Raw genomic sequence first — 26,243 nt, 5'->3', positions numbered from 1 at the left:
TACAGTGGCTGAAAGAACACATGCATGTGGAAAAGTAACAGTAGAAGCAGTTGGACAAACAGTTCAATTAAAAGGTTGGGTACAAAAACGCCGTGATTTAGGTGGATTAATCTTTATCGACTTACGTGACCGTACAGGTATCGTACAAGTTGTATTTAACCCAGAAACATCAAAAGAAGCGCTAGAAGTAGCAGAAGCAATTCGTAGCGAATACGTATTACACGTAGAAGGTACAGTTGTTGAGCGTGGTGAAGGCGCAATTAATGACAATATGGCAACTGGTCGTATTGAAGTACAAGCAACAAAGGTAAACGTATTAAACGCAGCGAAAACAACGCCAATCATTATTGCTGATGATACAGATGCATCAGAAGATGTGCGTTTAAAATATCGTTATTTAGACTTACGTCGTCCTGTAATGTTCAATACATTCAAAATGCGTCATGACGTAACAAAAACAATTCGTAATTTCTTAGATACAGAAGAGTTCTTAGAAGTAGAAACACCAATTTTAACGAAGAGCACGCCAGAAGGAGCTCGTGATTATTTAGTACCAAGTCGTGTACATGATGGTGAGTTTTATGCGTTACCACAGTCTCCACAGCTATTTAAACAGCTTCTTATGGTCGGCGGATTTGAGCGTTACTATCAAGTAGCACGCTGTTTCCGTGACGAAGATTTACGTGCGGACCGTCAGCCAGAATTTACGCAAATCGATATTGAAGCTTCATTCTTAACACAAGAAGAAATTTTAGATATGATGGAGCGCATGATGACGAAAGTTATGAAGGATGCGAAAGGTGTAGAGATTAGTGCACCATTCCCTCGTATGACTTACGCTGATGCAATGGCTCGTTACGGTTCTGATAAGCCAGATACACGCTTTGAAATGGAACTAACAGACTTATCTGAGTTTGCAGCAGGTTGTGGATTTAAAGTGTTTACAAGTGCTGTAGAAAGCGGCGGACAAGTAAAAGCAATTAATGCAAAAGGTGCTGCGAGCAAGTACTCTCGTAAAGACATCGATGCATTAACTGAATTTGTAAAAGTATACGGTGCAAAAGGTTTAGCTTGGCTTAAAGTGGAAGAAGACGGCTTAAAAGGACCGATCGCGAAATTCTTCGGTGAAGAAGATGCAAACGTGTTAATGACTACATTAGAAGCTACTGCTGGTGATTTATTACTATTCGTAGCAGATAAGAAGAGCGTTGTTGCAGATAGCTTAGGTGCACTTCGTTTACGTCTAGGTAAAGAGCTTGGGTTAATTGACGAAAGTAAATATAACTTCCTATGGGTAACGGATTGGCCGCTTCTTGAGTATGATGAAGATGCAGATCGTTACTTCGCAGCTCACCACCCATTCACAATGCCATTCCGTGAAGATGTTGAGCTATTAGAAACAGCACCAGAAAAAGCACGTGCACAAGCATATGACCTTGTATTAAACGGTTACGAGCTTGGTGGTGGATCACTTCGTATTTACGAGCGTGACGTACAAGAAAAAATGTTCAAAGCACTTGGATTCTCACAAGAAGAAGCGCAAGAGCAATTCGGATTCTTATTAGAAGCATTCGAATACGGTACTCCACCACACGGTGGTATTGCATTAGGTTTAGACCGTCTTGTTATGTTACTTGCAGGTCGTACAAACCTTCGTGATACAATTGCATTCCCAAAAACAGCAAGCGCAAGCTGCTTATTAACAGAAGCTCCAAGCCCAGTTGCAGAAGCACAGCTTGAAGAACTGAACTTAAAGTTGAACGTGAAAGAAGAGAAGTAAGAAAAAAGTCTAGATGGTTATACTATAGCCGTCTAGACTTTTTTTGAGAGGTTGTTTAAAAAGTCCGGTTTACACTATGTTTTTATTTTCGAAATATGTATTTTTAGGAATTCTATAACTTTTTCTATACAAATAGTCGGAAAAACGCTAGAATACATGGTAGACCATTTTTGTAATAGGAGTGTAGAGCTGAATGTTACATCAATTTTCACGTAATGAATTAGCCTTCGGTAAAGAAGGACTTGAAATATTAAAAAATAGTACAGTCGGTATTTTAGGAATTGGCGGCGTAGGTTCTTTTGCAGCTGAAGCGTTAGCACGTTCTGGAGTTGGGCGTCTCGTATTAGTAGATAAAGATGTTGTAGATATTACAAACGTGAACCGTCAAATTCACGCTTTAGTATCTACTGTAGGACGTTCAAAAGTAGAATTAATGAAAGAGCGTATTGCAGACATTAACCCAGAGTGTGAAGTAATTGGACTAGAAATGTTTTATACAGATGAAACATATGAAGAGTTCTTTAAACACGGTTTAGACTTTGTAGTGGATGCATCTGATACGATTACGTTCAAAATTCATTTAATTAAACAATGTTTACGTCGTAAAATTAAAATTATCTCAAGTATGGGTGCAGCAAATAAAATGGACCCAACTCGTTTCCGTATTGCGGACATCTCTAAAACACATACAGATCCAATTGCGAAAGTCATTCGTACGAAGCTTCGTAAAGAGGGTATTAAAAAAGGTGTAAAAGTTGTCTTCTCTGACGAAAACCCAATCGTAATTCGTGAAGAAGTACGTAAAGAAATTGTACCAGACGAAAATGCAAAAATTCGTAAAGCGAAATTACCACCTTCATCAAATGCATTCGTCCCATCTGTGGCAGGCTTAATTATGGCAAGTCACGTTGTACGTGAACGCATTAAAAATGTAGAAGTGAAACGTGTAGGACAAGAATAAAATGAAAGCATATATCCATTTCGGATATATGCTTTTTTAGATGTGCTAAAAAAATAGGGGTATTTGCATTGCTACTAGTTCAAATATAAGCAAGGCCAGTAAGTAATAATCATATTTGTCTGATTTATAACCTGAGGTCTTTTTTAAACTATGAATGGTAAAAAGGCCTAACGTTAGAACGAGAATACCGAGTGTTATTTTGAAGGCTACTAATGAAATGGCAATCAGCTCCTTTCAATCGTATATGTTTATAGTAACATTTAAGTAAAAAATATCCAGTTAATTCAGGGAGTTCTTTGTATAGCAGGTCTACTTATTTTGTAAATATTTGTCGGTAAATCGATATTCCTTGTCGAATAGTCGATATAATTAAAAAATCGTTGATATGTTGTAAGTTACGATAGATATATTCGAAAAATCGCCGATATAATTTCATTTACCAATACGCTATCCATCGAAGAAACAAAAAAAGGATGTCACTTAGCCGGAAAATAGGGCTAGGTGACATCTTTTTTAATTCTCTGCAGAATAAATAATATCTAAATTTCCATTTTGATCTGTCTTGAAAATGGGAGCGATCTGCTCTTCTTGTTCTTCAACTGAAACGAGTTTTCGAGCACGATCCATAATTCTAACGAGCATTGCATAATCTTCTTCGATTGCTTGTTGTTTTTTTGTGAGTACAGCTAATTTAGTTTCGAGCTCATCATTCGTTTTTTGCAAGGAAGTGAGCTGAGTTTGTAATACTTCATTTTCAGTTTGTAACTTTGCGAGTGAAGGATTATTGTGCTCCAAGTTTTGCAAAAACGAGATGACATTTTGCATTGTAAGTTCTTGTTTACTTGGTACAATATCTTCTGAAAACTCAGCATCGATTACGAGTTGTTTCGTTTTTGTGAACTGATCTTTTTCTATTTTAGCTTCAGAGCGCTTTAATTCTTTACGTTGTTTTTTCGCAAGCTGTACCGCATCTTCATAATTCGGTCTTACTTCAGCGTTCCATCTAAAACCGCAAGCTGCGGAAGTGCGGTTTAAAGCATCGCCGACTTCATCGAATGCTTTTATTTGTGTACTGCCGCTGCGAATATGTCGTAAAACAGTTTCTGCTAAAAGGAGATCGTCTTCTTTTGTCCATGCATCTTGACGTGTTTTCATAAGCGAAGCCTCCATAATGGTGACGTTTTCGCTTATGTTACCCTTTATTTTTCGTTTTATTCGAACTTTGTAATCTTTCATATACAGTAGAAAGTGCTTGTTCAAATTTCCCTGTCATTTTCGGTTTATAATATTGTTTGTTTTTTATTTTATCAGGTAAGTATTGTTGCTGTACCCAACCATTTGGATGGTCGTGTGGATATAAGTATCCAATGCCTCTTCCAAGTGCCTCTGCGCCTTTGTAATGACTATCTTTTAAATGACTTGGGATGTCGCCTGTTTGACCGTTCCTTAAATCGTGTAAGGCAGCATCAAGTGCTTTATAAGCTGAGTTTGATTTTGGTGATAGGCAAAGCTCAATAACGGCATTTGCAAGTGGTATGCGTGCCTCTGGGAATCCAACTCGTTCAGCTGATTCTATTGCGGCTAGTGTACGCGGTCCAGCTTGCGGGCTGGCAAGTCCAATATCTTCATATGCCATAATAAGAAGACGTCTACCAATGCTTTGCAGGTCACCGGCTTCAATAAGACGTGCTAAATAGTGAAGTGCTGCGTTTACATCACTTCCGCGCACTGATTTTTGAAATGCTGATAATACGTCATAATGAGCATCTCCGCCTTTATCGTGAACGAAGCTCTTTTTTTGTAAGCATTCTTCGGCGATTTCCAGCGTAATTTCCGCAGCTTTGTCATCAGTTGTAAAGCTAGATAAAACAGCGAGTTCCAGTGCATTATAAGCGGAACGCATATCTCCGCCTGATGCATTTGCGAAGTGATGTAATGCTTCAGGCGTAACAGTTACATCATATTCCCCAAGACCTTTTTCTTTATCTTCAAGTGCTCGTTTTAAGCCAATTAAAAGATCATTTTCTGTTAATGCGTGTAATTCGAAGATTTGACACCGACTTCGAATAGCAGAATTAATAGCATGGAACGGATTACTCGTCGTCGCACCAATTAAGGTAAGGAGTCCACTTTCTAAATGAGGTAATAGAAAATCCTGTTTTGCTTTATCTAGACGGTGTACTTCATCTAAAATTAAAACGAGGTGTCGATGCATCTTTGCCTCTTGTACGACAACTTCCATATCTTTTTTATTGTGAGTAACAGCGTTTAATAGGCGAAAAGGGGTTCCGGTACTTCCTGCAATTGCGCTCGCGATGGATGTTTTTCCAGTGCCTGGAGGGCCATATAAAATCATAGATTGAAAATGATTTGCTTGGACCATTCGCCATAAAATTTTTCCTTCACCAACTAAATGTTGTTGTCCGATAATTTCTTGAATATTTGTAGGGCGCATTCGATGTGCGAGTGGTTGTTTCATTTTTACCGTCTCCCTTAATGTGTAATCTCTTTCTATCGTATCATTTTTTTTAGTGGAATTTGAAATAGGATGCTGTTTTGTGGGAAAAATGAATATGAATATTTTCATTTTTCTTTCAATTGTAATAATTTCCGAGTTTTTCAATGTGATTTTATGTTATCATTTTGATACACAAGTTGAAATTTCTTATAATACTATATTATGCTATAATTTCATAGGATTTTAAATTGTGTTCTTTTATAAATAAGATATAACCAATAGAAGTGAAAATTTGAAAAGAGGTGCAAAATAGATGAAGATTTCAACGAAAGGCCGTTACGGCTTAACAATTATGATCGATCTTGCAAAAAAGTTTGGTGAAGGTCCAATTTCCTTAAAATCAATTGCGCAGGCACATGATTTATCGGAACATTACTTAGAGCAATTAATCTCACCACTTCGTAACGCGCGTCTAGTAAAGAGTACACGCGGAGCATATGGCGGGTATGTATTATCAGATCAGCCAGCTAACATTACAGCTGGGGATGTAATCCGTGTATTAGAGGGTCCGATTAGTGTTGTAGAAATGATAGAAGAAGAAGAACCAGCACAACGCCAATTATGGATGCGTGTTCGTGATGCGGTGCAAGAAGTGTTAGATAGTACAACGTTAGAAGATTTAGTACGTTATGAGGAAGAAAATCACGGGGGCTATATGTTTTACATTTAATTCCTTGTGAAACGATTTGGAAAGAAGGAGATTTAATGGAACGCATTTATTTAGATCATGCTGCGACATCTCCGACTCACCCGGAAGTGGTCGAAAAGATGATTCCATATATGACAGAAACATTCGGAAATCCGTCTAGTATTCACTTTTATGGACGTCAAACGCGCCATGCAGTAGATGAGGCGAGACGCGCATGTGCACGTAGCATTCATGCGAATCCGAATGAAATTATATTTACGAGTGGTGGTACGGAAGCGGATAATTTAGCGCTTATCGGTGTAGCACGTGCGAATCGTCATAAAGGTAACCATATTATAACGACGCAAATTGAACATCATGCAATTTTGCATACGTGTGAATTGTTAGAACGTGAAGGATTTGAAGTGACATATTTACCTGTTGATGAAACAGGACGCGTTCAAGTTTCTGACATACAAAAAGCATTAACAGAAGAGACAATTCTTGTATCTATTATGTTTGGGAATAATGAAGTTGGGACGATGCAACCAATTGCGGAAATAGGTAAGTTGCTAAAAGATCATCAAGCTTATTTCCATACAGATGCGGTACAAGCTTACGGTTTAGTAGAAATTGATGTGAAAGAGTTTCGTGTTGATTTATTATCAATTTCGGCTCATAAAATTAACGGACCAAAAGGTGTCGGGTTCCTATATGCTGGTGCAAACGTGAAATTTGAACCGTTATTAATAGGTGGGGAGCAAGAAAGAAAACGCCGTGCTGGTACTGAAAATGTACCGAGTATCGTTGGGTTGCAACATGCAATTTTGCTAGCTGAAAAAACTCGTGAGCAAAAAAATGCCCAATATGAAGAGTTTAAAGATATAATGGTATCTGTCTTCAAAAATGAAGACATTACTTTCGAGGTAAACGGAAACTTAGAATATCGCTTACCGCATGTGCTTAATATTAGTTTTACAGGAACGAACATCGAACCGTTTCTTGTGAACTTAGACTTAGCTGGCATTGCAGTATCAAGTGGTTCGGCTTGTACAGCTGGTTCGATTGATCCATCACATGTATTAGTAGCGATGTTCGGAAAAGACTCCGATCAAATACGTTCATCCGTACGCTTTAGTTTCGGACTTGGAAATACGAAAGAGCAAATTGAGAAAGCGGCGTACGAAACAGTGAAAATCGTGAAGCGATTAACACAAAATTAGCATGGGAGGTGACAAGATGAACAAACTACCTCACGAAACACGCGTTGTCATTGGGATGTCCGGTGGCGTCGATTCATCTGTAGCGGCTCTTTTATTAAAAGAGCAAGGTTATGATGTAATCGGAATTTTTATGAAAAACTGGGATGATACAGATGAGAATGGTGTCTGCACAGCAACAGAAGATTACAATGATGTAATTGAAGTGTGTAACCAAATTGGTATTCCGTATTATGCAGTAAACTTTGAAAAACAATACTGGGATAAAGTATTTACGTACTTCTTAGATGAGTACCGAGCTGGTCGTACACCAAACCCAGATGTAATGTGTAACAAAGAAATTAAATTTAAAGCATTTTTAGAGCATGCCATTGCGCTTGGTGCTGATTATGTAGCAACAGGCCATTATGCACGCGTTGCTTATATGGACGGCGAATATAAAATGCTTCGCGGCGTTGATGACAATAAAGACCAAACGTATTTCTTAAATCAATTAAGCCAAGAGCAATTATCAAAAACAATGTTCCCGCTTGGTGAACTGAAGAAACCACAAATTCGTGAAATGGCGAAAGAAGCTGGTTTAGCAACAGCGGCGAAGAAAGATAGTACAGGTATTTGCTTCATTGGTGAGCGTAACTTTAAAGATTTCTTAAGTAACTATTTACCAGCGCAACCAGGTGTGATGCAAACATTATCTGGCGAAGTGAAAGGAAAGCATGACGGTTTAATGTACTACACAATTGGACAACGTCATGGCCTTGGTATTGGTGGTAACGGTGATCCGTGGTTTGCTGTTGGGAAAAACTTGAAAGAAAACATTTTATATGTTGATCAAGGATTCCATAATGAACTTCTATATGGCGATGAAGTTATTGCTACGAATGTTGGCTGGGTAAGTAATGAAGCGAAAGAAAAAGAATTTAAGTGCACAGCGAAATTCCGTTATCGTCAAGAAGACAATAAAGTAACGGTTCAAATCGTTGATGAAAATACAGTTCGTATTCTTTGTGACGAGCCAATTCGTGCAATTACACCAGGACAAGCAGTTGTTTTCTATGATGGAGATGAGTGTTTAGGCGGTGCCACAATTGATGAAGTGTACCGTAGCGGTAAGAAATTGGATTATTTAGGATAAAACGAGGAGCCTCTGCCGATTCGCGGTTAGAGGTTTCTTTTACATAAGGAGAATTTTCGTTCGCTTGGAAAATACATTCTTTGTTATAATTTGTTGTAGAGGTGAAGGACATGTCAAATAAACTTGAAACAGGTATTCAATATATGCAAGAAGGAAACTGGGAAGAAGCTGCTAAAAATTTCACAGAAGCAATCGAAGAAAATCCGAAAGATGCGCTTGGATATATTAATTTTGCAAATTTATTAGATGTACTAGGTGACAGTGAGAGAGCAATTTTATTTTATAAACGTGCATTAGAGTTGGATGATAAATCAGCGGCTGCATATTATGGATTAGGAAATGTATATTACGGTCAAGAGCAATTTGCAGAGGCTAAAGCTGTATTTGAGCAAGCGATGCAAGCTGGATTACAATCAGCTGATGTAACATTTATGCTAGGTATTACACATGTGCAACTTGGAAATGATCGTCTTGCACTGCCGTTTTTACAAAGAGCAACAGAATTAGATGAAAACGATGTAGAAGCTGTGTTCCAATGCGGACTTTGCTTTGCGCGACTAGAACATATTCAAGAGGCGAAACCTTACTTTGAAAAGGTATTAGAAATGGATGAAGAGCATGCAGATGCGTATTATAATTTAGGTGTTGCGTACGTATTTGAAGAAAATAACGAGAAGGCTCTTGCTTTATTTAAGAAAGCAACTGACATTCAGCCGGATCACTTTTTAGCTGGTAATGGTGTTCGTTTATTAGAGCAAGAAGCTGAATAAGATGAAAATATAGTTTAATGGGTAGTTATCCCTCATCTAAAGAGGTGGGGGATGTACTGCTCATTAAAGTGAAAAGAATTCGGAAAGGAGAGGAAAGATGGGAAATCAACATGCAATGGATTTGTTTGAGGAAGAGAAAAAGTTTATAAAAGCGCAAGTTCTTCATACCATTTTCCACAACGAAGAAAACCTCTATTCCGTTGTCAGTATGAAAGTCATTGAAACGAATGAAACGTACGACGAAAAGAAAGTAATGATAAACGGTCATTTTCCCCGCATGCACGAAGATGAAGTGTTTACATTGACAGGTCATTTTAAAGACCATCCGAAGTATGGAAAACAATATATGGTTGAAACATTTAAGAAAGAATTGCCACAAACAAAAGCCGGTATGGTGCAATATTTAGCGAGTGATTTATTTAAAGGAATAGGAAAGCGTACAGCTGAAAAAATTGTAGATCATCTCGGAGAACATGCTATTTCTAAAATTATGGATGACCCTGAGGCATTAAATGGTGTTGTTAATAAACAAAAGGCTCAGGAAATATATGAGACAATTGTTGAACATCAAGGATTAGAGAAAGTAATGAGCTTTTTAAATGGCTACGGTTTTGGAACGAAACTTTCTATTAAAATTTACCAGCAATATAAAGAGATGACATTAGAAGTGATTCGTAATAACCCGTACCAACTTATCGAAGAAGTGGACGGGATTGGTTTTGGAAGAGCGGATGATATAGGGCGTGCGTTAGGGATATCGGGTAATCACGACGACCGTGTACGCGCAGGATGTTTTTACACGTTAGAGAATGTTTCACTGCAACTTGGTCACGTTTATATGAGGAAAGATCAACTTGTAAGAGAAACGATGTCACTTTTAAACAATCAAGAAGGAAGAGTGGCTGAGGAAGACGTTGTAGGCTGTATTGAAATGATGCAAAGTGAAGGGAAAGTCATCATAGAAGAAGAGCGAGTGTATTTAGCGACGCTGTTCTACTCTGAAAAAGGTGTTGTAAAGTCTATTCGCAGGCTTATGAATCAAGAAGAAACACCTTCATTTCCAGAAGCAGAAGTGTTAAAAACATTAGGTGAAATTGAAGAACAACTGAACGTACAATATGCACCGTTTCAGCAAGAAGCGATTCAAACGGCACTTCATAAACCGATGATGTTATTAACAGGTGGACCAGGAACAGGGAAAACAACAGTTATTAAAGGAATTGTTGAGATGTATGCTTCACTTCACGGGTTATCGTTAAATCCGAATGAATACAGTGATGATAATCCATTTCCGATATTATTAACGGCCCCAACAGGAAGAGCAGCGAAGCGAATGAGTGAATCAACAGGTCTTCCAGCTTGTACAATTCACCGTTTACTTGGCTGGACGCCAGAAGGGTCTTTCCAGCGTAATGAAACGGATCCGGTACAAGGGAAATTGCTCATTATTGATGAATTCTCAATGGTTGATATTTGGCTTGCAAATCAGCTATTTAAGTCATTGCCCACGAACATTCAAGTTATCGTTGTAGGAGATGAAGATCAATTGCCATCTGTAGGACCTGGACAAGTGCTGAAAGATTTATTGAATGCAGGTGCAGTTCCAACAGTAAAGCTTACTGAAATTTATCGTCAGGCGGAAGGCTCATCAGTTATTCAACTTGCCCATGCGATAAAAAATGGAACACTCCCTCCAGATTTAGCGCAAAATCAAAAAGATCGTTCATTTATCGGCTGTACAGGAGCTCAAATTGTTGAGGTTGTTAAAAAGGTTTGTGAAAATGCTAAGACAAAAGGGTTTAGCGCAAGAGATGTACAAGTATTGGCCCCGATGTATCGTGGCCCGGCCGGTATTAATGTACTAAACGAAGCGTTGCAAGAAGTGTTTAATCCGAAAAGGGAAAAAAGTAAAGAAATTGCTTACGGTGATGTTGTATATCGAAGAGGCGATAAAGTCTTGCAACTCGTGAATCAGCCTGAGAGCCAAGTGTTTAATGGTGATATCGGAGAAATTGTTTCGGTGTTTTATGCGAAAGAAAACGTTGAGCAACAAGATATGATCATCGTTTCATTTGATGGAATTGAGGTAACATATACAAAACCAGATTTAAATCAAATTACACATGCCTATTGCTGTTCGATTCATAAATCACAAGGCAGTGAGTTTCCGATTGTGATTATGCCGATAGTAAAAAGTTATAATCGTATGTTACGTCGTAATTTAATTTATACTGGTATTACAAGAAGTAAGAAGTTCCTTATTATTTGCGGGGAGGAAGCCGCTTTCCAGTCTGGTGTAAATCGCCTTGATGATGCAATGCGTCAAACGACTTTAGCTAATCGCTTGCAGGAATCACAAGGAGAAGTACAGATGGTAACAGTTAATGGCGAAGAAATGGACGTGGAAAACATTTCACCGTATGATTTCATGTAACAAGGTGAAATTATATAGTGAAACTTTCAAACGTATAACGTTGAAAGGCTCCAGCAATGTATAAATGAATGTAGTTTGGACATAATGGCGAATAGAATCCGGGAGACTGTAAGGAGATGAACGCCATATGTTTATTTGTCCAAATTGCAAAGGGAAAGACATTGGAAAAATAGGTGTCAACCAATTTTATTGCTGGAATTGTTATATCGAATTATCGGTTTCAAAGGGGAAAATCCATACGCATCAAGTAGAAGAAGATGGTTCGTTAAGCTCTCTTGATGATTTATTTGATGAGAATGAAAGAACAATCGGATAAGGAAAAGGGGGATTTACTTTGAATCTACGCAATTCATTAATCGCATTAGGTGTTGGAGCGGCAGCATATCAATATGCTCGCAAACAAGATGTATTTTCAAAACGCAATATGAAAAAAGCACGTAAGATGATTAAATCTTATTTATAAGCGTAAAAAACTCCCTTCATCAACAAGGGAGTTTTTTTATGCATTTGTATGCAAATATAAAAGTCCAATTTCAGAGAAGAGATAAGATAGGCCGTAACATCCAACGCCAAGCATTCCGTAATGAAATAAATGCTTCGCTCTTTCTTTTCGTGAGGAACGAATAAAGAAACCTTTCCAAATACCAAACCCGATACAAATCCATTCAAGAATCATAAAAAGTGCTGATAATACGAGCATAAATAAAACCATTATGAGCCCTCCTGATTAAATTGTTTCAAGTTGCGTTCTCAGGGGTGGTTGTCCTTGTTATGTATGTATATGTGCGTCTTTATAAAACAGTATGGTCTGCACGAAAAGATTTTAAAACTTTTGCACATAACCTACCCTATTTATTTTCACAATAAAGGTGGAGGAGGTTTTTCGTGTGAAGAATCTTAAAATCATTTGGATATACCGTTTAGGATTATTGTTACTTGTCTTTCTTTGTTTGCTCGTCTTTTTAAAAATTAAGCCGCTATGGGCACCGATTATTTTTGTGTTTAAAGTGGCCATTACACCGTTTCTTATTGCATGTTTTATTGCGTATTTATTGCATCCTTTAATCGAAAAAATTCATAAGGAAGGGATGCCGCGCACACTCGCTATTTTGCTCATTTACATCCTTTTCTTTGGTGGAATTGGTTATGGGATTTATAAAGGAACGCCGGTTGTGATTAAGCAATTACAAGAAATCAATGAACAATTCCCACAGTTTACAAAAATGTATGATTCTTGGATGGATGGTGTTACAGAACAAACAGCGAACTTCCCGTCATTTATTCATGAAAAGGTGAAACAAATTTTTGTTGGAGTAGAGACGAAGATACAAGCACTTTTAAATAAAGTGATGAGCACAGCTCGCGGTGTACTGGATTCGTTACTCATTATTTTCTTAATTCCGTTCATTGTATTTTACATATTAAAAGATTACGGCGAGTTTTATCATATCTTTTGGAAACTAGTTCCGAGTAAGTGGCGTAGTACGGGGCAAATGTTGGCGAAAGAAATTGATAAATCACTTGGAAGTTATATTCGAGGACAATTATTTGTTTGCTTAGTATTAGGGGGCGTATCTGCACTTTCCTTTTGGTTTATCGGTATGAAATATCCATTGTTACTCGGGATTATTATTGGGGTGACGGATATAATACCGTACTTTGGCCCTATTTTAGGGGCGATTCCGACATTAATGATTGCGGCAACGGTATCAACAAGTTTACTCATTAAAGCGGGGATTACGATTGCTATTTTGCAATTCGTAGAAAGTAACATTTTATCCCCTTATATAGTTGGTAAGTCGCTTCGCATGCATCCTGTCATTATTATGCTTGCACTACTAGTTGGGGGAGAAGTGGCAGGAATTATAGGATTATTAATATCAGTTCCTGTTTTAGCGGTCATTCGTACAGTGATCGTTCATGTAAGGCCTCTTTGGAAAAAAGAAGATGTGTAATAGGAAGGCCCTCTACTTATAAAAGTAGAGGGCTATCATTATTTAGAGAGTTGCTCGTTTATTTTTTGAATGAGAGAGCTTACATCATTTGTTTGAATATGTTTTATTTTTTTCCATTCATTATCGTACATAAATACAATTTGATTGCTGAAAAGCCGCTTTTGCTCTTTTAAATTTGAAATTTTCGCGAAAGCGTACTCTTCAAATAATGGGTTCTTACTTACATCTGGTCCATAGAAGAAGAGCCGTTTGTCCGTTAAAATTAACAGGCCTGGCCTTGCGACGGAACGATAAATAAATATATCTAGTGAACAGGCTACGTAAAACAATATTGTTTCATCAGTCTTTAACATATTTTTAGCTTTGTTCAATAAGGTTGTCACTATAATCGCTCCTTTATTATTGATAATTTAATTATAACAAAAATGAAATATTCGGAAAAGTGCGCGGGAGTAGTACAATTTAGTAATACATGCATAATATATGAAAAGGCTGTTAAGAATGAATAGTAGAATAGCTATGATTAATAAGTAATTGATATAATATAAATGATTATCTACATTGACAAACTTAAGAGAATTCTATTATATTTAGTCATATAATACATTAAATCAATGACGGAACAAGTACGTTACAGTCCATTTATAGAGAGAAGCTTCCATATGGCTGAAAGAAGCTTTAAATGAAGGGTAACAGAAAGCTAATCCTGAGAGCAGCTAATCACTGCCGTTTTGCCACGTTACGGCACCATGAGGTGATGAATTGATTCATATAGTAATCAATTCATAATTAGGGTGGTATCGCGAGTTAACTCTCGTCCCTTTTATAGGGGCGGGAGTTTTTTATATTTAAGGAGGAAAATACAATGAAACAACTAACAGGCGCACAAATTCGTCAAATGTTTTTAGACTTTTTCCAAGAAAAAGGACATGCAGTAGAACCTAGTGCATCACTAGTTCCACATGAGGATCCATCTCTTTTATGGATTAATAGTGGTGTAGCAACATTAAAAAAATATTTTGATGGACGTGTAATCCCGCAAAATCCACGTATTACAAATGCTCAAAAATCAATTCGTACAAACGATATTGAAAACGTAGGGAAAACAGCTCGTCACCATACATTCTTTGAAATGTTAGGAAACTTCTCAATCGGTGATTACTTCAAAGAAGAAGCAATTACTTGGGCTTGGGAATTCTTAACGAGCGACAAATGGATCGGATTCGATAAAGAATTACTATCCGTTACAATCCATCCAGAAGATGAAGAAGCATTCACAATTTGGAATGAGAAAATGGGTGTTCCAAAAGAGCGTATCATCCGCTTAGAAGAAAACTTCTGGGACATCGGTGAAGGACCAAGTGGACCGAATACAGAGATTTTCTATGACCGCGGAGAAGCTTACGGTAATGACTTTAGTGACCCAGAATTATACCCAGGCGGAGAAAACGAGCGTTACTTAGAAGTATGGAACCTTGTATTCTCTCAATTTAACCATAATCCAGATGGTTCATATACACCACTTCCTAAGAAAAACATCGATACAGGGATGGGTCTAGAGCGTATGACATCTATCGTTCAAGATGTGCCTACAAACTTTGACACAGACTTATTCATGCCAATGATTGGTGCAACAGAAACAATCTCTGGCGAGAAATATCGTAATGGTGATTTAGAAAAAGATATGGCGTTTAAAGTAATCGCTGACCATATCCGTACAGTAACATTCGCTGTTGGTGACGGTGCTCTTCCATCTAACGAAGGCCGTGGTTATGTGTTACGTCGTTTATTACGCCGTGCTGTTCGTTACTCTAAGAAATTAAACATTAACCGTCCGTTCATGTTTGAATTAGTACCGGTTGTTGGAGAAGTAATGAAAGACTTCTATCCAGAAGTACTTGAAAAGAAAGATTTCATCGCAAAAGTTGTGAAAAATGAAGAAGAGCGTTTCCACGAAACACTTCATGATGGTGAAGCAATTTTAGCTGAAGTTATTGCAAAAGCGAAAGAAGAAAAAACAACTGTTATTTCTGGAGTAGATGCGTTCCGTCTATATGACACATACGGTTTCCCAATTGAATTAACAGAAGAATATGCAGAAGAAGCTGGTATGACAGTTGATCATGAAGGCTTTGAAAATGAAATGGAAAAACAACGTGAGCGCGCACGTGCTGCTCGTCAAGACGTTGATTCTATGCAAGTTCAAGGCGGTGTCCTTGGAGAAGTGAAAGTAGCGAGCGAGTTCGTTGGTTACGGTACGGTTGCAACAGAAAGTAACGTTGTTGCACTTGTGAAAAACGGTGAATACGCAGACAGCTTGCAAGCAGGTGAAGAAGGACAATTAATGCTTGATGTAACACCATTCTATGCTGAGAGCGGCGGACAAATTGCAGACCGTGGTTACCTTCTTGCTGACGGCGTGAAAGTTCTTGTAAAAGACGTACAAAAAGCACCAAACGGCCAAAACTTGCACAAAGTTGTAGTTGAAGAAGGTACATTAACGAAAGATGCGGCTGTAAAAGCTATTATCGATACGAAAAACCGTAGTAGCGTTGTGAAGAACCATACAGCAACTCACTTACTACACCAAGCGTTAAAAGACGTACTTGGAACGCACGTTAACCAAGCAGGTTCTCTTGTAACTTCTGAACGTTTACGCTTTGACTTCTCTCACTTTGGTCAAGTACAAGCTGACGAATTAGAAAAAATTGAGCGTATCGTAAACGAGAAAATTTGGGAAAGTATTGATGTTGAGATTTCTCAAAAAGCAATCGAAGAAGCAAAAGAAATGGGCGCAATGGCATTATTCGGTGAAAAATACGGTGATGTTGTACGCGTTGTACAAGTTGGCGACTATAGCTTAGAGCTTTGCGGTGGTTGTCACGTTGATAACACAGCTTCTATCGGTATTTTCAAAATCGTTGCTGAGTCTGGTATCGGTGCAGGAACTCGTCGTATTGAAGCAGTAACTGGTAAGTCTGCTTATGAATTAATGAACGATCAAGTAGGTTTATTAAAAGAAGCAGCTGGAAAAATGAAAACAAATCCAAAAGACATTTTAACAAGAGTAGATGGTTTATTTGCTGAAGTAAAACAACTTCAAAAAGAAAACGAATCTCTTGCAGCAAAATTAAGTAATATTGAAGCTGGAAACTTAACTGATTCAGTAATGACAGTTGATGGCGTAAACGTATTAGCGGCAAAAGTAAATGTTGCAGATATGAACAACTTACGTACGATGATGGATGACCTGAAAAATAAATTAGAATCTGCAGTTGTCGTATTAGCGTCTGTAAATGATGACAAAGTAAACATCTTAGCTGGCGTAACGAAAGATTTAATTAGCCAAGGATACCATGCTGGTAAACTTGTGAAAGAAGTAGCTTCTCGTTGTGGCGGTGGCGGTGGTGGCCGTCCTGATATGGCACAAGCGGGCGGTAAAAACCCAGCGCAAGTTGAGGAAGCTTTAGCATTTGTACAAGAGTACGTTAAATCTGTTTCAAAATAAAGAGATAGTAGTGTACAATGGTAGGGAGAGGAGAAGTTCTTCTCCCTATACTTACTATATAAGTGAGGTGCTTGAAATGGACGGTTTTGATAAAACAATGAAGTTTAGCATTCAAGATGAAAAACAGAGTGTCCATGTAAATGATGTACTTTTAACTGTGTATGATGCACTTCAAGAAAAAGGCTATAATCCGATTAACCAAATCGTCGGTTACTTATTAAGTGGAGACCCAGCATACATACCTCGCCATAAAGATGCGCGAAGCATCATTCGCAAGCTTGAACGTGATGAATTAATTGAAGAGCTTGTGAAGTCTTACTTGAAACATCATCGTGAGGAGTAATTTATGCGGATATTAGGTTTAGATGTAGGTACAAAAACAGTCGGAGTTGCAATTAGTGACGAAATGGGCTGGACAGCACAAGGGCTTGAAACCATCAAGATTAATGAAGAACGAGGTCAATTTGGTTTTGACCGCATTTCTGAGTTAGTAAAACAGTATGATGTGGACAAGATAGTAGTAGGTTTACCTAAAAATATGAATGGTACAATTGGCCCGCGTGGTGAAGCATGCCAACAATTTGCAGAAAACCTACGAGAGCTGTTACAATTAGACGTTGTAATGTGGGACGAGCGTTTGTCAACGATGGCAGCGGAACGTCTACTAATTTCAGCCGATGTAAGCCGTAAGAAGCGAAAGCAAGTAATTGATAAGATGGCTGCAGTCGTAATCTTACAAGGATTTTTAGATAGTAAATAAGAGGTGACCAAAATGGAAGAAAATCAAATTACAATTGTAGACGAAAAAGGTAACGAACATTTATGTGAAATTATTTTCACTTTTGACGCTGAAAAATTTGGCAAAAAATCATACGTAGTCTTCTCTCCAATCGGTGAAGTAGACGAAGATGGAGACCAAATTTATGATGCAATGGCTTATGAGCAAAATGAAGAAGAGGGCGGAACTTTACTTCCAATCGAATCTGAAGAAGAGTGGGAAATGGTACAAGAAATGTTTAACACTCTAGCTGATGAGCAAGAAGCTGAATAATAAGTACTGAAAAGGTGGACGGTATATCGTCCGCCTTTTTTATATGTAAAATGAAAGATTTTTTGTCGAAACGGCGCAATCCTTTGTAGTATAATGAGACGGATTGTAGAAAATAAAGTATCTGTCAAAAATGATAGGTAAATGTATTGTGATTTTTCATCGTGTTGTATAGAAAGATGTACATATGGCCTACAATTGAATAAGGAGGAAGAGTTTTGGTAGAGAATCAAGTGAAAAAGAAGCGTAGACGCATTTTTTTATTCTCGATAATTGCACTGCTTTTAGTTTGTGGTTCAGTCTATGCGTATATTTCATCCGCATTAGGACCGGTTGATAGCGGGAATAAAAAAGAGATTGAAGTAGAAATTCCAAAGGGATCATCTACTAGTAAAATTGGTGAGATTTTAGAAGGAAAAGGTGCTGTGAAAAACGGTACAGTTTTTAGTTTTTATACAAAGGCTAAATCTAAAAATTTACAAGCGGGTACATATTTATTAAATCCTTCAATGAGTGCAAAAGATGTTATTGAGCAAATGTCATCTGGTAATGTACATCGTCCAGCTCTTTATAAAGTGACGGTAAAAGAAGGGGCACAAGTAACTGAAATTGCAGAAACGGTTGCAAACGAATTAAAGTGGAATAAAGATGATGTTGTACGTCAATTAAACGATAAAGCATTTATTCAAAAAATGCAGCAAAAGTATCCAAAGTTGTTAACGGATAAAATCTTTGATAGCAATATTAAATATCCATTAGAAGGTTATTTATATCCTGCGACGTACTCTTTCTATAAAAAAGATACGACGTTAGAAGAAATTGTCATTCCAATGCTTGAGAAAACGAATGCAATCATTGTTCAAAACGAAGCAAAAATGAAAGCGAAAAACTGGGATGTTCATCAGCTTTTAACATTGTCTTCACTTATTGAAGAAGAGGCAACAGGCTTTACAGATCGTCAAAAGATTTCTAGTGTCTTTTATAATCGTTTAGCAAAAGGTATGCCGCTGCAAACGGATCCAACGGTATTGTACGCACTTGGAAAGCATAAACAACGTGTATTATACGAAGATTTAAAGATAAACTCACCGTACAATACGTACGTTGTGAAAGGATTGCCGGTGGGCCCGATTGCAAACTCTGGTAAACATTCAGTGGAAGCAGCGCTAGAGCCTGCGCAAACAGATTATTATTATTTCTTAGCTGCACCAACTGGTGAAGTGTACTATGCGAAAACATTGGAAGAGCATAATGCACTAAAGCAAAAATATATTACGAAAAAACAGTGAAATGGGGAGGGATAGCGAAAAAGGTCGCACATCCCTCTTTTTTGTGGTAAAATATATCGGGTTAAAAACTGGCAGAAGAATCGTTTTTAATATCAAAACGGGACGTACAAGCTAAGGGTAAAGCTGGCTTGTATTTTTATTGCATTCTATGTGTGAAAAGACGTCATAGAGGCACTTCTCCATGTAAATAAGGAGGACCATTATGGAGGATGCAGTTAACGAGTACCTATTATCATTTATTGATCCGAAAGATAAATTAATTCTTGAAATGGAAGACTATGCGAAAGAAAATCATGTGCCAATTATGGATCGACTTGGAATGGAATTTATGTTGCAATTTTTACGTTTAATTGGACCGAAGAGCATTTTAGAGCTAGGTACAGCAATTGGCTATTCTAGTATTCGTATGATGCAAGCTATTCCAAATTCTCGCATTGTGACAGTTGAGCGCAATCGCGATCGATATGAAAAAGCACTTGAATATATAGAACGTTCACCAGTTAAAGAGCGTATTTCCGTTATTTACGGTGATGCGTTAGAAACAGGCGAGCAAGTAGAAGAACATGGAACATTTGATGTTATTTTTATTGACGCAGCAAAAGGACAATATCGTCGCTTTTTTGACTTATATGAACCGTTATTAAATCCTGGTGGCGTAATTATTTCAGATAATGTTATGTACCATGGCCTTGTAACGACGAAAGAGAAAATTGAAAACAGACGTACACGTGGTTTAATCCGTCGCATTAAGACGTACAATGAATGGCTTATGAACCATGAAGGATATGATACAACGATTTTCCCAATTGGTGATGGAGTAGCTGTTAGTAAAAAGAGAGGGTGACCAAGGTATGAAGAAACCTGAATTGTTAGTAACGCCAAAAGCAGTGGCGGATATCGAATCTCTTGCGAAAGCAGGAGCAGATGCGGTAATGATCGGTGAGCAAAAGTTTGGTTTACGTTTAGCAGGGGAATTTTCACGTGAAGATGTGAAACAAGCTGTGAAGATTGCACATGAAAATGGTGTAAAAGTATACGTAGCAATGAACGCTATGTTCCACAACGATAAAGTAGAAGAATTAACAGATTATGTTGCATTTTTAAATGAAGTACATGTAGATGCAATTGTTTTCGGAGATCCAGCAGTATTAATGGCGGTTCGCGAAGTAGCGCCAAATATGCAATTGCACTGGAATACAGAAACAACAGCAACAAACTGGTTTACTTGTAACTACTGGGGACAAAGAGGGGCAAAACGTGCTGTATTAGCTCGCGAGCTTAGCTTAGATGAAATTGTTGAATTAAAAGAAAATGCTGAAGTGGAACTTGAAGTGCAAATTCACGGTATGACTTGTATGTTCCAATCGAAGCGTTCGTTAGTAGGAAACTACTTTGAGTATCAAGGACGTCATCTTGACATCGAAAAGAAAAAATATGAAGAGAATATGTTCTTATATGACCCAGAGCGTAACAATAAATACCCAATTTATGAAGATGAAAATGGTACTCACATTATGAGTCCAAATGATATTTGTTTCATCGATGAGTTAGAGGAGCTAATTGATGCTGAAGTCGATAGCTTAAAAATTGATGGTGTACTAAAAAGCTCTGCATACATTATTGAGGTAACGAAGAAATATCGTAAAGCAATTGATTTATGTGTAGAAGATCGTGATGCGTATTATGACGTGAAAGACGATTTATATAAAGAGATAGAAGAAATGCAACCAGTAAATCGTCCGTTAGATACAGGATTCTTCTTTAAAGAGACGGTTTACTAAACGAGGAGGGTGTAGGAAATGACTGTACAAGAAATTTCACGAGTGATCGATGGCAAACGCGTTATTGTGAAGAAACCTGAACTGTTAATCCCTGCGGGTAACTTAGAAAAATTAAAAGTAGCTATCCATTATGGGGCAGATGCTGTATATTTAGGTGGACAAGAATTTGGTCTTCGTTCGAATGCAGGTAACTTTACACTGGAAGAAATGGCAGAAGGTGTGGAATTTGCAAAGAAATATGGAGCAAAAATATATGTAACAACAAATATCTTTGCGCATAATGAAAATATGGACGGGCTAGAGGAATATTTAAAAGGGATCGAAAAAGCTGGCGTAACGGGAATTATCGTTGCTGATCCGCTTATTATTGAGACTTGTAAACGTGTAGCGCCTTCTGTTGAGGTGCATTTAAGCACACAGCAATCACTATCCAACTGGAAAGCAGCACAGTATTGGAAAGAAGAAGGTTTACATCGTCTTGTATTAGCTCGTGAAGCAAGCTATGAAGAAATGAAAGAGATTAAAGAAAAAGTGGATATTGAAATTGAAGCATTCGTCCATGGTGCAATGTGTATCGCATATTCAGGAAGATGTACGCTAAGTAACCATATGACAGCGCGTGACTCTAACCGTGGTGGTTGTTGTCAATCTTGTCGCTGGGACTATGATTTAGTTCAAACAGTATCACAACATAAAGATGCAAAAGAGCTTCCTCTATTCCAAGAAGAAGATGCTCACTTTGCAATGAGTCCAAAAGACTTAAATTTAATTTTATCAATTCCGAAAATGATTGAAATTGGAATTGATAGCTTAAAAGTTGAAGGACGTATGAAATCAATCCATTACGTAGCGACTGTAGCGACAGTATACCGTAAAGTAATTGATGCATATTGTGCGGATCCTGATAACTTTGAGTTTAAACAAGAATGGTTAGATGAGCTTGATAAATGTGCAAATCGTGATACAGCTCCTGCATTCTTTGAAGGGGTTCCAGGACATCAAGAGCAAATGTTTGGAAATCATAGTAAGAAAACAACGTATGATTTCGCTGGTTTAGTGTTAGATTATAATGAAGAAACGGGCATCGTAACGATTGAGCAACGTAATCATTTCAAACCAGGACATGAAGTGGAGTTCTTTGGGCCAGAAATAGAAAACTTTACGCAAACGGTGGAGAAAATTTGGGATGAGGATGGAAACGAATTAGATGCAGCGAGACATCCGTTGCAAATCGTGAAATTCAAAGTGGATCAACCAGTGTATGTGAATAATATGATGCGCAAAAGCATACTTCAATAAGAAAGAGTGATAGTCGAATGGGGACGAATAAGCCTGTTGTAATTGGAATTGCTGGTGGTTCAGGGTCAGGTAAGACAAGTGTAACGAAAGCGATTTTTGACCATTTTAAAGGTCATTCCATTTTAATCTTAGAGCAAGATTATTATTACAAAGATCAAAGCCATTTACCAATGGAAGAGCGTTTAAAAACAAATTATGATCATCCATTAGCGTTTGATAATGATTTGTTAATTGAACATTTGCAGCAGTTGCTTGCATATAAACAAGTAGATAAACCTGTATATGACTATACATTGCATACGCGTTCAGATGAAATTATTCCAGTTGAGCCGAAAGATGTAATCATTTTAGAAGGAATTCTTATTTTAGAAGACCCGCGTCTTTGTGAGTTAATGGACATTAAGTTATTCGTTGATACAGATGCTGACCTTCGTATTTTACGCCGCATGCAGCGTGATATTAAAGAACGTGGTCGTACGATGGATTCAGTTATTGATCAATACGTAAATGTTGTACGTCCAATGCACAATCAATTTATTGAGCCTTCTAAGAAATTTGCGGATATTATTATCCCTGAAGGTGGACAAAACCACGTTGCAATTGATATTATGGTTACAAAAATTGCAACAATTCTTGAACAAAAAGTAAATTTGTAATAGCATAGTAAAAGATATACGATAGGAAGGGATTTTTTCCCTTCCTATCGAATACAATGAAACATGCAACCTCATCTATATATAGGTGAGGGCATATTTATATCAACTTTCCATACATATCTTCTTTATATAAAGAAGAATTGGGAATACGGGGTTGTATGTGACAACTCCGCTAGTACAGGCGTGCTAGAAACCTCCGCTATACATATAAGCGGGGGAGTTTTCATATGGAACTCCTCTTTTTTTCGGGGGATTGGTATATAAAAGGAGTGGAAAATATGGCAACAGAAAAAACATACCCTATGACGCAAGAGGGTAAGCAAAAGTTAGAGAACGAACTTGAGGATTTAAAAACGGTAAAACGTAAAGAAGTTGTAGAGCGCATTAAGATTGCACGTAGCTTCGGAGATCTTTCTGAGAACTCTGAGTATGATGCAGCGAAAGATGAGCAAGCGTTCGTAGAAGGACGTATTACACAATTAGAAAACATGATTCGTAACGCAGTTATCATCACAGATAACGGTGAAGAATCTACAGTTGTTACATTAGGTAAAACAGTAACATTTAAAGAACTACCAGATGGAGATGAAGAAGCTTACACAATCGTAGGTAGCGCAGAAGCAGATCCATTTGAAGGAAGAATTTCTAACGATTCTCCAATCGCAAAAAGCTTATTAGGTAAGCAAATTGGCGAAAAGGTAGCAATCCAAACTCCAGGTGGAGAAATGCAAGTAGAGATTATCTCTGTAAAATAATTAAAAATCACTCGTGTAAAAGCGAGTGATTTTTTTATCCCGCATTAACGGGCAGTAAGACCCCCACCTCAAAAATCAGCGAAAGCAAAGAAGTTAGGTGGGGGTCGGGCTGCTCGTAAAAGCCCGATTGGTGAGGGCTGATAATCAGTGGGGGATGAATAAAACCCCCACTGATTAAAGTTTCACTTTATTTGTATAAAAGATGAAACACTCCGTCCAAACTATAGTAGACGAGGTGTTTTTTTTTATGAAAATAAAACAGAGAATTACAATTGTTTTAATTTGTTTTATATGTGTCATGTTTATGTTACTTTGTCGTTTAATTCAAATACAAATTATAGATACGGAATCATTTACGGATCGTAAGATTAATTTAATTGAAAAAAGTGTTACACAACGGACGCAATCCATTACGGTAGATGATGGACGAGGCCATTTTATAGATCGTAATGGTAAGGAAATAGGTGAGAAAAAGTATCCTGTTTTAATTGTTTTTCCATTTCTACAATTAAAAAATGACATGTTGGAGAAAATTGCGCATATCATTGGTATGTCGAGACAAGAGATTGAAAGTCAAATGAAACATAAGAAAAGTGCATTTATCCTGCAAAGAGGAAATGAACCACTTCGCTTGGAACGAGAGCAGATGGAGAAGGTGAATCAATTAAATGTATTAGGCATTGTAGCAGCTGAAGTTCGTTTGCGGCAAACTAGCGTGATGAATCATTTAATTGGCAATGTGGGTGAAAATGAACGAGAATTTCAAAAACGATACGGAGAAGTAAGAAAAATTTCAAAACAAACGCCGATTGGCATTTCAGGATTGCAGCAATCATTTGATGAATTTCTTTTGACCGATGGAGAGGCAAAAGTATTGTATCAAGTGGACCGGCAAGGAGAACCGATTTTTGGAAAACAAGCGAAATATACATCGCCTGGAAATCCGTTTTATCCAGTGACGATTCAAACTACTTTACATAACGAGTTACAGAAAAAAGCAGAAGAAGTAGTTGAAGCAAGTGAGATTAAGAAGGGAGGAGTAGTGCTACTTGATGTAAAGAAAAATGAAATTTTAGCAATGGTTAGCAAACCATCTGTACAGGTGAAAGATGAGAGTTTATATAAAACTACACTTGAAAATCAAATGTTAACACCACATTTTCCCGGTTCTGTTTTTAAAACAATAATTGCGGCGGCAGCGATTGATCAAAATGAAAATGTTTTTAATCGCGTATTTAATTGTAATAAAGATTTATATGGTGAAGATCACCCACAAGTTAAGATGGGGACACTTAGTTTTAAAGAGAGCTTTGCTAGAAGCTGTAACAGGACATTTTCAGAGTTAGGCAATGAGTTAATACAAAAGGATAAGACGGTATTAGAAACTTATGTAGCGGCTTTAGGAGGCGCTGAGAGGGTTGGATGGAGAGGTTCTGTATTTCATACAACTCATTTTGAGCAAATGCCAGAGGAGAAGAGTGTTACGATTTGGGGGAGTGAAGGAAATAAGAATAGTAAAAAAGCGGTAGCGCAAACAGCAATTGGACAGAAAGATGTACGTATGTCACCTCTAGCGATTGCAAATATGATGGCGACGATTGCTAGAGGGGGAGAAAAGATGGAAGTGAAAGCTGTTGAAAAAATAATGTATAAAAATGGAACGGAGTTTTATACATTTGAAGACCATACATTAGGTGGAAAACAGCTTTCATATGAAACAGTGAAAACATTACAACAGTTATTAAGGAGCGTTGTAACAACGGAGAAAGGCACAGGAGCAGCATTCAGGTCGTTACCATTAAGTGTCGCTGGAAAATCTGGGACAGCACAAACAGGAAAAGGAACGAAAGAGAATCGATGGTTTGCAGGTTATTTTCCATATGAAAATCCAAGGTATGCTTTAGTTGTCGTGGATATAGAAACGAATAGCGATGTAAATAAAGTTACACCTATTTTCAAATCTATCGTAGAATCAATCTATCGATTAGAGAATGAAAAGTAATCTTGCAATTCATAGTAAAATGTTTTCATTTCATGAAAATATTATTGTAAATGTTCAACCTTTCTAGATTTAATGTTACAATAGCAAGTATGAAAAACTGCATGGAGGTTTGAAGAATGGCAGGAGGATCTAGATTCCAACAGAAACAACAAAAACGTCGTCAAAACGGTGTTTTAAATATTGCAATCGCTATTGTACTAGTAGCAGTAGCTATTGTAGCATACCAATTGTTTGTTCCTGACACGAAAGAGCAAGCGTCTTCTAGCGATAAAAAAGTAGCTCAGCAAACAACGAAAGAGAATAAGTCTGAGAAAGCTAAAGGCAAAGAAGAGACGAAGAAGAATGAACAAGAGAAAACAGAGGCTAAGAAGAAAGAAGAAGAGAAGCTAAAGGCTGAAGAAGAACAGAAAAAAGCTGAAGAAGAAGCGAAAGCTAACGAGAAAGTACCAGCTGAAAAAACACAGTCAAAGGCAACTGACGCTTATACGAAACCTTCTTGGAAGC

General features: G+C 37.6%; 25 protein-coding genes, 1 pseudogene and 1 other annotated feature. Of the genes and pseudogenes, 22 read left to right on the top strand and 4 right to left on the bottom strand.

The window, feature by feature from the left end:
* Positions 1-4: 4 nt before the first annotated feature.
* Positions 5-1,780, top strand: a complete 1,776-nt coding sequence (gene aspS, locus MR079_RS13510; RefSeq protein WP_242294134.1) for an aspartate--tRNA ligase — start codon at positions 5-7, stop codon at positions 1,778-1,780.
* A gap of 193 nt (positions 1,781-1,973) precedes the next feature.
* A complete protein-coding gene (locus MR079_RS13505; RefSeq protein WP_000903177.1) occupies positions 1,974-2,741 on the top strand; it encodes a tRNA threonylcarbamoyladenosine dehydratase in 768 nt (255 codons plus the stop codon).
* Positions 2,742-3,254: 513 nt separating this feature from the next.
* On the opposite strand, the gene MR079_RS13500 is transcribed toward MR079_RS13505, so the two are convergent.
* A complete protein-coding gene (locus MR079_RS13500) occupies positions 3,255-3,896 on the bottom strand; it encodes an RsfA family transcriptional regulator (RefSeq protein ID WP_000857700.1) in 642 nt (213 codons plus the stop codon).
* A 37-nt stretch (positions 3,897-3,933) separates the two neighbouring features.
* Positions 3,934-5,220: a replication-associated recombination protein A gene (locus MR079_RS13495; protein ID WP_139866554.1), complete on the bottom strand. Its 1,287-nt coding sequence runs from the start codon at positions 5,218-5,220 to the stop codon at positions 3,934-3,936.
* A 292-nt stretch (positions 5,221-5,512) separates the two neighbouring features.
* On the opposite strand from MR079_RS13495, the gene cymR reads away from it, so the two are divergent.
* From cymR to MR079_RS13460, 7 genes are all read left to right on the top strand, one after another.
* Positions 5,513-5,929 carry a cysteine metabolism transcriptional regulator CymR gene (gene cymR / locus MR079_RS13490; protein ID WP_000704116.1) on the top strand — a complete coding sequence of 139 codons (417 nt, stop codon included), beginning with the start codon at positions 5,513-5,515 and terminating at the stop codon, positions 5,927-5,929.
* 35 nt (positions 5,930-5,964) lie between these two features.
* A complete protein-coding gene (locus MR079_RS13485) occupies positions 5,965-7,110 on the top strand; it encodes a cysteine desulfurase family protein (RefSeq protein WP_139866556.1) in 1,146 nt (381 codons plus the stop codon).
* Positions 7,111-7,126: 16 nt separating this feature from the next.
* Positions 7,127-8,242, top strand: a complete 1,116-nt coding sequence (mnmA, locus tag MR079_RS13480) for a tRNA 2-thiouridine(34) synthase MnmA (protein ID WP_001038006.1) — start codon at positions 7,127-7,129, stop codon at positions 8,240-8,242.
* A 110-nt stretch (positions 8,243-8,352) separates the two neighbouring features.
* Complete coding sequence (locus MR079_RS13475) at positions 8,353-9,012, top strand: tetratricopeptide repeat protein (protein ID WP_139866558.1); 660 nt, start codon at positions 8,353-8,355, stop codon at positions 9,010-9,012.
* A 97-nt stretch (positions 9,013-9,109) separates the two neighbouring features.
* Positions 9,110-11,446, top strand: a complete 2,337-nt coding sequence (recD2, locus tag MR079_RS13470; protein ID WP_087954231.1) for an SF1B family DNA helicase RecD2 — start codon at positions 9,110-9,112, stop codon at positions 11,444-11,446.
* Positions 11,447-11,573: 127 nt separating this feature from the next.
* Entirely contained in the window at positions 11,574-11,762 is a 189-nt protein-coding gene (locus tag MR079_RS13465; RefSeq protein WP_000469281.1) for a hypothetical protein, read from the top strand.
* An 18-nt stretch (positions 11,763-11,780) separates the two neighbouring features.
* Complete coding sequence (locus MR079_RS13460) at positions 11,781-11,909, top strand: YrzQ family protein (protein WP_001053553.1); 129 nt, start codon at positions 11,781-11,783, stop codon at positions 11,907-11,909.
* 36 nt (positions 11,910-11,945) lie between these two features.
* Here MR079_RS13460 and MR079_RS13455 read toward each other — a convergent pair whose 3' ends face one another.
* On the bottom strand, positions 11,946-12,158 hold the full coding sequence (locus MR079_RS13455) for a hypothetical protein (RefSeq protein WP_000242550.1): 213 nt from the start codon (positions 12,156-12,158) through the stop codon (positions 11,946-11,948).
* A 175-nt stretch (positions 12,159-12,333) separates the two neighbouring features.
* Between MR079_RS13455 and MR079_RS13450 the strand changes: the two genes are divergently transcribed.
* Positions 12,334-13,401, top strand: a complete 1,068-nt coding sequence (locus MR079_RS13450) for an AI-2E family transporter (RefSeq protein ID WP_139866560.1) — start codon at positions 12,334-12,336, stop codon at positions 13,399-13,401.
* Positions 13,402-13,439: 38 nt separating this feature from the next.
* Here MR079_RS13450 and MR079_RS13445 read toward each other — a convergent pair whose 3' ends face one another.
* On the bottom strand, positions 13,440-13,784 hold the full coding sequence (locus tag MR079_RS13445; protein ID WP_139866562.1) for a PH domain-containing protein: 345 nt from the start codon (positions 13,782-13,784) through the stop codon (positions 13,440-13,442).
* A gap of 222 nt (positions 13,785-14,006) precedes the next feature.
* Positions 14,007-14,226 (top strand) — a binding site (T-box leader).
* Positions 14,227-14,266: 40 nt separating this feature from the next.
* Between MR079_RS13445 and alaS the strand changes: the two genes are divergently transcribed.
* From alaS to MR079_RS13385, 12 genes and pseudogenes are all read left to right on the top strand, one after another.
* Positions 14,267-16,909: an alanine--tRNA ligase gene (gene alaS / locus MR079_RS13440; protein WP_139866564.1), complete on the top strand. Its 2,643-nt coding sequence runs from the start codon at positions 14,267-14,269 to the stop codon at positions 16,907-16,909.
* Positions 16,910-16,985: 76 nt separating this feature from the next.
* On the top strand, positions 16,986-17,252 hold the full coding sequence (locus tag MR079_RS13435) for an IreB family regulatory phosphoprotein (protein ID WP_000348590.1): 267 nt from the start codon (positions 16,986-16,988) through the stop codon (positions 17,250-17,252).
* Positions 17,253-17,255: 3 nt separating this feature from the next.
* On the top strand, positions 17,256-17,669 hold the full coding sequence (ruvX, locus tag MR079_RS13430) for a Holliday junction resolvase RuvX (protein ID WP_001221197.1): 414 nt from the start codon (positions 17,256-17,258) through the stop codon (positions 17,667-17,669).
* A 12-nt stretch (positions 17,670-17,681) separates the two neighbouring features.
* A complete protein-coding gene (locus MR079_RS13425; RefSeq protein WP_000392247.1) occupies positions 17,682-17,960 on the top strand; it encodes a DUF1292 domain-containing protein in 279 nt (92 codons plus the stop codon).
* 215 nt (positions 17,961-18,175) lie between these two features.
* Positions 18,176-19,246, top strand: a complete 1,071-nt coding sequence (gene mltG, locus MR079_RS13420) for an endolytic transglycosylase MltG (protein WP_000230089.1) — start codon at positions 18,176-18,178, stop codon at positions 19,244-19,246.
* 202 nt (positions 19,247-19,448) lie between these two features.
* Positions 19,449-20,090 (top strand): O-methyltransferase, encoded by a 642-nt coding sequence (locus MR079_RS13415; protein ID WP_000389090.1) that lies wholly within the window; start codon positions 19,449-19,451, stop codon positions 20,088-20,090.
* Between the two features lie 7 nt (positions 20,091-20,097).
* On the top strand, positions 20,098-21,027 hold the full coding sequence (locus tag MR079_RS13410) for a peptidase U32 family protein (RefSeq protein WP_029439987.1): 930 nt from the start codon (positions 20,098-20,100) through the stop codon (positions 21,025-21,027).
* 18 nt (positions 21,028-21,045) lie between these two features.
* Entirely contained in the window at positions 21,046-22,326 is a 1,281-nt protein-coding gene (locus tag MR079_RS13405; protein WP_000217969.1) for a peptidase U32 family protein, read from the top strand.
* A gap of 17 nt (positions 22,327-22,343) precedes the next feature.
* Positions 22,344-22,982, top strand: coding sequence for a uridine kinase (udk, locus tag MR079_RS13400; RefSeq protein WP_074601505.1), 639 nt, complete (start codon positions 22,344-22,346; stop codon positions 22,980-22,982).
* A gap of 278 nt (positions 22,983-23,260) precedes the next feature.
* Positions 23,261-23,737 carry a transcription elongation factor GreA gene (gene greA, locus MR079_RS13395; protein WP_000179963.1) on the top strand — a complete coding sequence of 159 codons (477 nt, stop codon included), beginning with the start codon at positions 23,261-23,263 and terminating at the stop codon, positions 23,735-23,737.
* Positions 23,738-23,984: 247 nt separating this feature from the next.
* The gene (locus tag MR079_RS13390) at positions 23,985-25,739 is read left to right on the top strand and encodes a peptidoglycan D,D-transpeptidase FtsI family protein (RefSeq protein ID WP_139866568.1); all 1,755 of its coding nucleotides are present in this window, start codon (positions 23,985-23,987) and stop codon (positions 25,737-25,739) included.
* Positions 25,740-25,855: 116 nt separating this feature from the next.
* A pseudogene (locus tag MR079_RS13385) lies at positions 25,856-26,243 on the top strand (YrrS family protein); the annotation flags it as partial.

It is taken from the genome of Bacillus cereus group sp. BfR-BA-01381 (genome assembly GCF_022663555.1).
Classification (GTDB): domain Bacteria; phylum Bacillota; class Bacilli; order Bacillales; family Bacillaceae_G; genus Bacillus_A; species Bacillus_A pacificus.
This window is presented reverse-complemented; position numbering and strand designations above follow the sequence as displayed.

What these genes read in the sequence shown, in the direction of transcription:
- MR079_RS13390 (WP_139866568.1), top strand. Translation starts at nt 23,985, where the DNA reads ATGAAAATAAAACAGAGAATTACAATTGTTTTAATTTGTTTTATATGT.
- MR079_RS13425 (WP_000392247.1), top strand. Translation starts at nt 17,682, where the DNA reads ATGGAAGAAAATCAAATTACAATTGTAGACGAAAAAGGTAACGAACAT.
- alaS (WP_139866564.1), top strand. Translation starts at nt 14,267, where the DNA reads ATGAAACAACTAACAGGCGCACAAATTCGTCAAATGTTTTTAGACTTT.
- mnmA (WP_001038006.1), top strand. Translation starts at nt 7,127, where the DNA reads ATGAACAAACTACCTCACGAAACACGCGTTGTCATTGGGATGTCCGGT.
- recD2 (WP_087954231.1), top strand. Translation starts at nt 9,110, where the DNA reads ATGGGAAATCAACATGCAATGGATTTGTTTGAGGAAGAGAAAAAGTTT.
- MR079_RS13410 (WP_029439987.1), top strand. Translation starts at nt 20,098, where the DNA reads ATGAAGAAACCTGAATTGTTAGTAACGCCAAAAGCAGTGGCGGATATC.
- MR079_RS13495 (WP_139866554.1), bottom strand. Translation starts at nt 5,220, where the DNA reads ATGAAACAACCACTCGCACATCGAATGCGCCCTACAAATATTCAAGAA.
- MR079_RS13455 (WP_000242550.1), bottom strand. Translation starts at nt 12,158, where the DNA reads ATGGTTTTATTTATGCTCGTATTATCAGCACTTTTTATGATTCTTGAA.
- greA (WP_000179963.1), top strand. Translation starts at nt 23,261, where the DNA reads ATGGCAACAGAAAAAACATACCCTATGACGCAAGAGGGTAAGCAAAAG.
- MR079_RS13465 (WP_000469281.1), top strand. Translation starts at nt 11,574, where the DNA reads ATGTTTATTTGTCCAAATTGCAAAGGGAAAGACATTGGAAAAATAGGT.
- MR079_RS13415 (WP_000389090.1), top strand. Translation starts at nt 19,449, where the DNA reads ATGGAGGATGCAGTTAACGAGTACCTATTATCATTTATTGATCCGAAA.
- MR079_RS13505 (WP_000903177.1), top strand. Translation starts at nt 1,974, where the DNA reads ATGTTACATCAATTTTCACGTAATGAATTAGCCTTCGGTAAAGAAGGA.
- MR079_RS13435 (WP_000348590.1), top strand. Translation starts at nt 16,986, where the DNA reads ATGGACGGTTTTGATAAAACAATGAAGTTTAGCATTCAAGATGAAAAA.
- ruvX (WP_001221197.1), top strand. Translation starts at nt 17,256, where the DNA reads ATGCGGATATTAGGTTTAGATGTAGGTACAAAAACAGTCGGAGTTGCA.
- MR079_RS13485 (WP_139866556.1), top strand. Translation starts at nt 5,965, where the DNA reads ATGGAACGCATTTATTTAGATCATGCTGCGACATCTCCGACTCACCCG.
- MR079_RS13500 (WP_000857700.1), bottom strand. Translation starts at nt 3,896, where the DNA reads ATGAAAACACGTCAAGATGCATGGACAAAAGAAGACGATCTCCTTTTA.
- MR079_RS13405 (WP_000217969.1), top strand. Translation starts at nt 21,046, where the DNA reads ATGACTGTACAAGAAATTTCACGAGTGATCGATGGCAAACGCGTTATT.
- MR079_RS13475 (WP_139866558.1), top strand. Translation starts at nt 8,353, where the DNA reads ATGTCAAATAAACTTGAAACAGGTATTCAATATATGCAAGAAGGAAAC.
- cymR (WP_000704116.1), top strand. Translation starts at nt 5,513, where the DNA reads ATGAAGATTTCAACGAAAGGCCGTTACGGCTTAACAATTATGATCGAT.
- udk (WP_074601505.1), top strand. Translation starts at nt 22,344, where the DNA reads ATGGGGACGAATAAGCCTGTTGTAATTGGAATTGCTGGTGGTTCAGGG.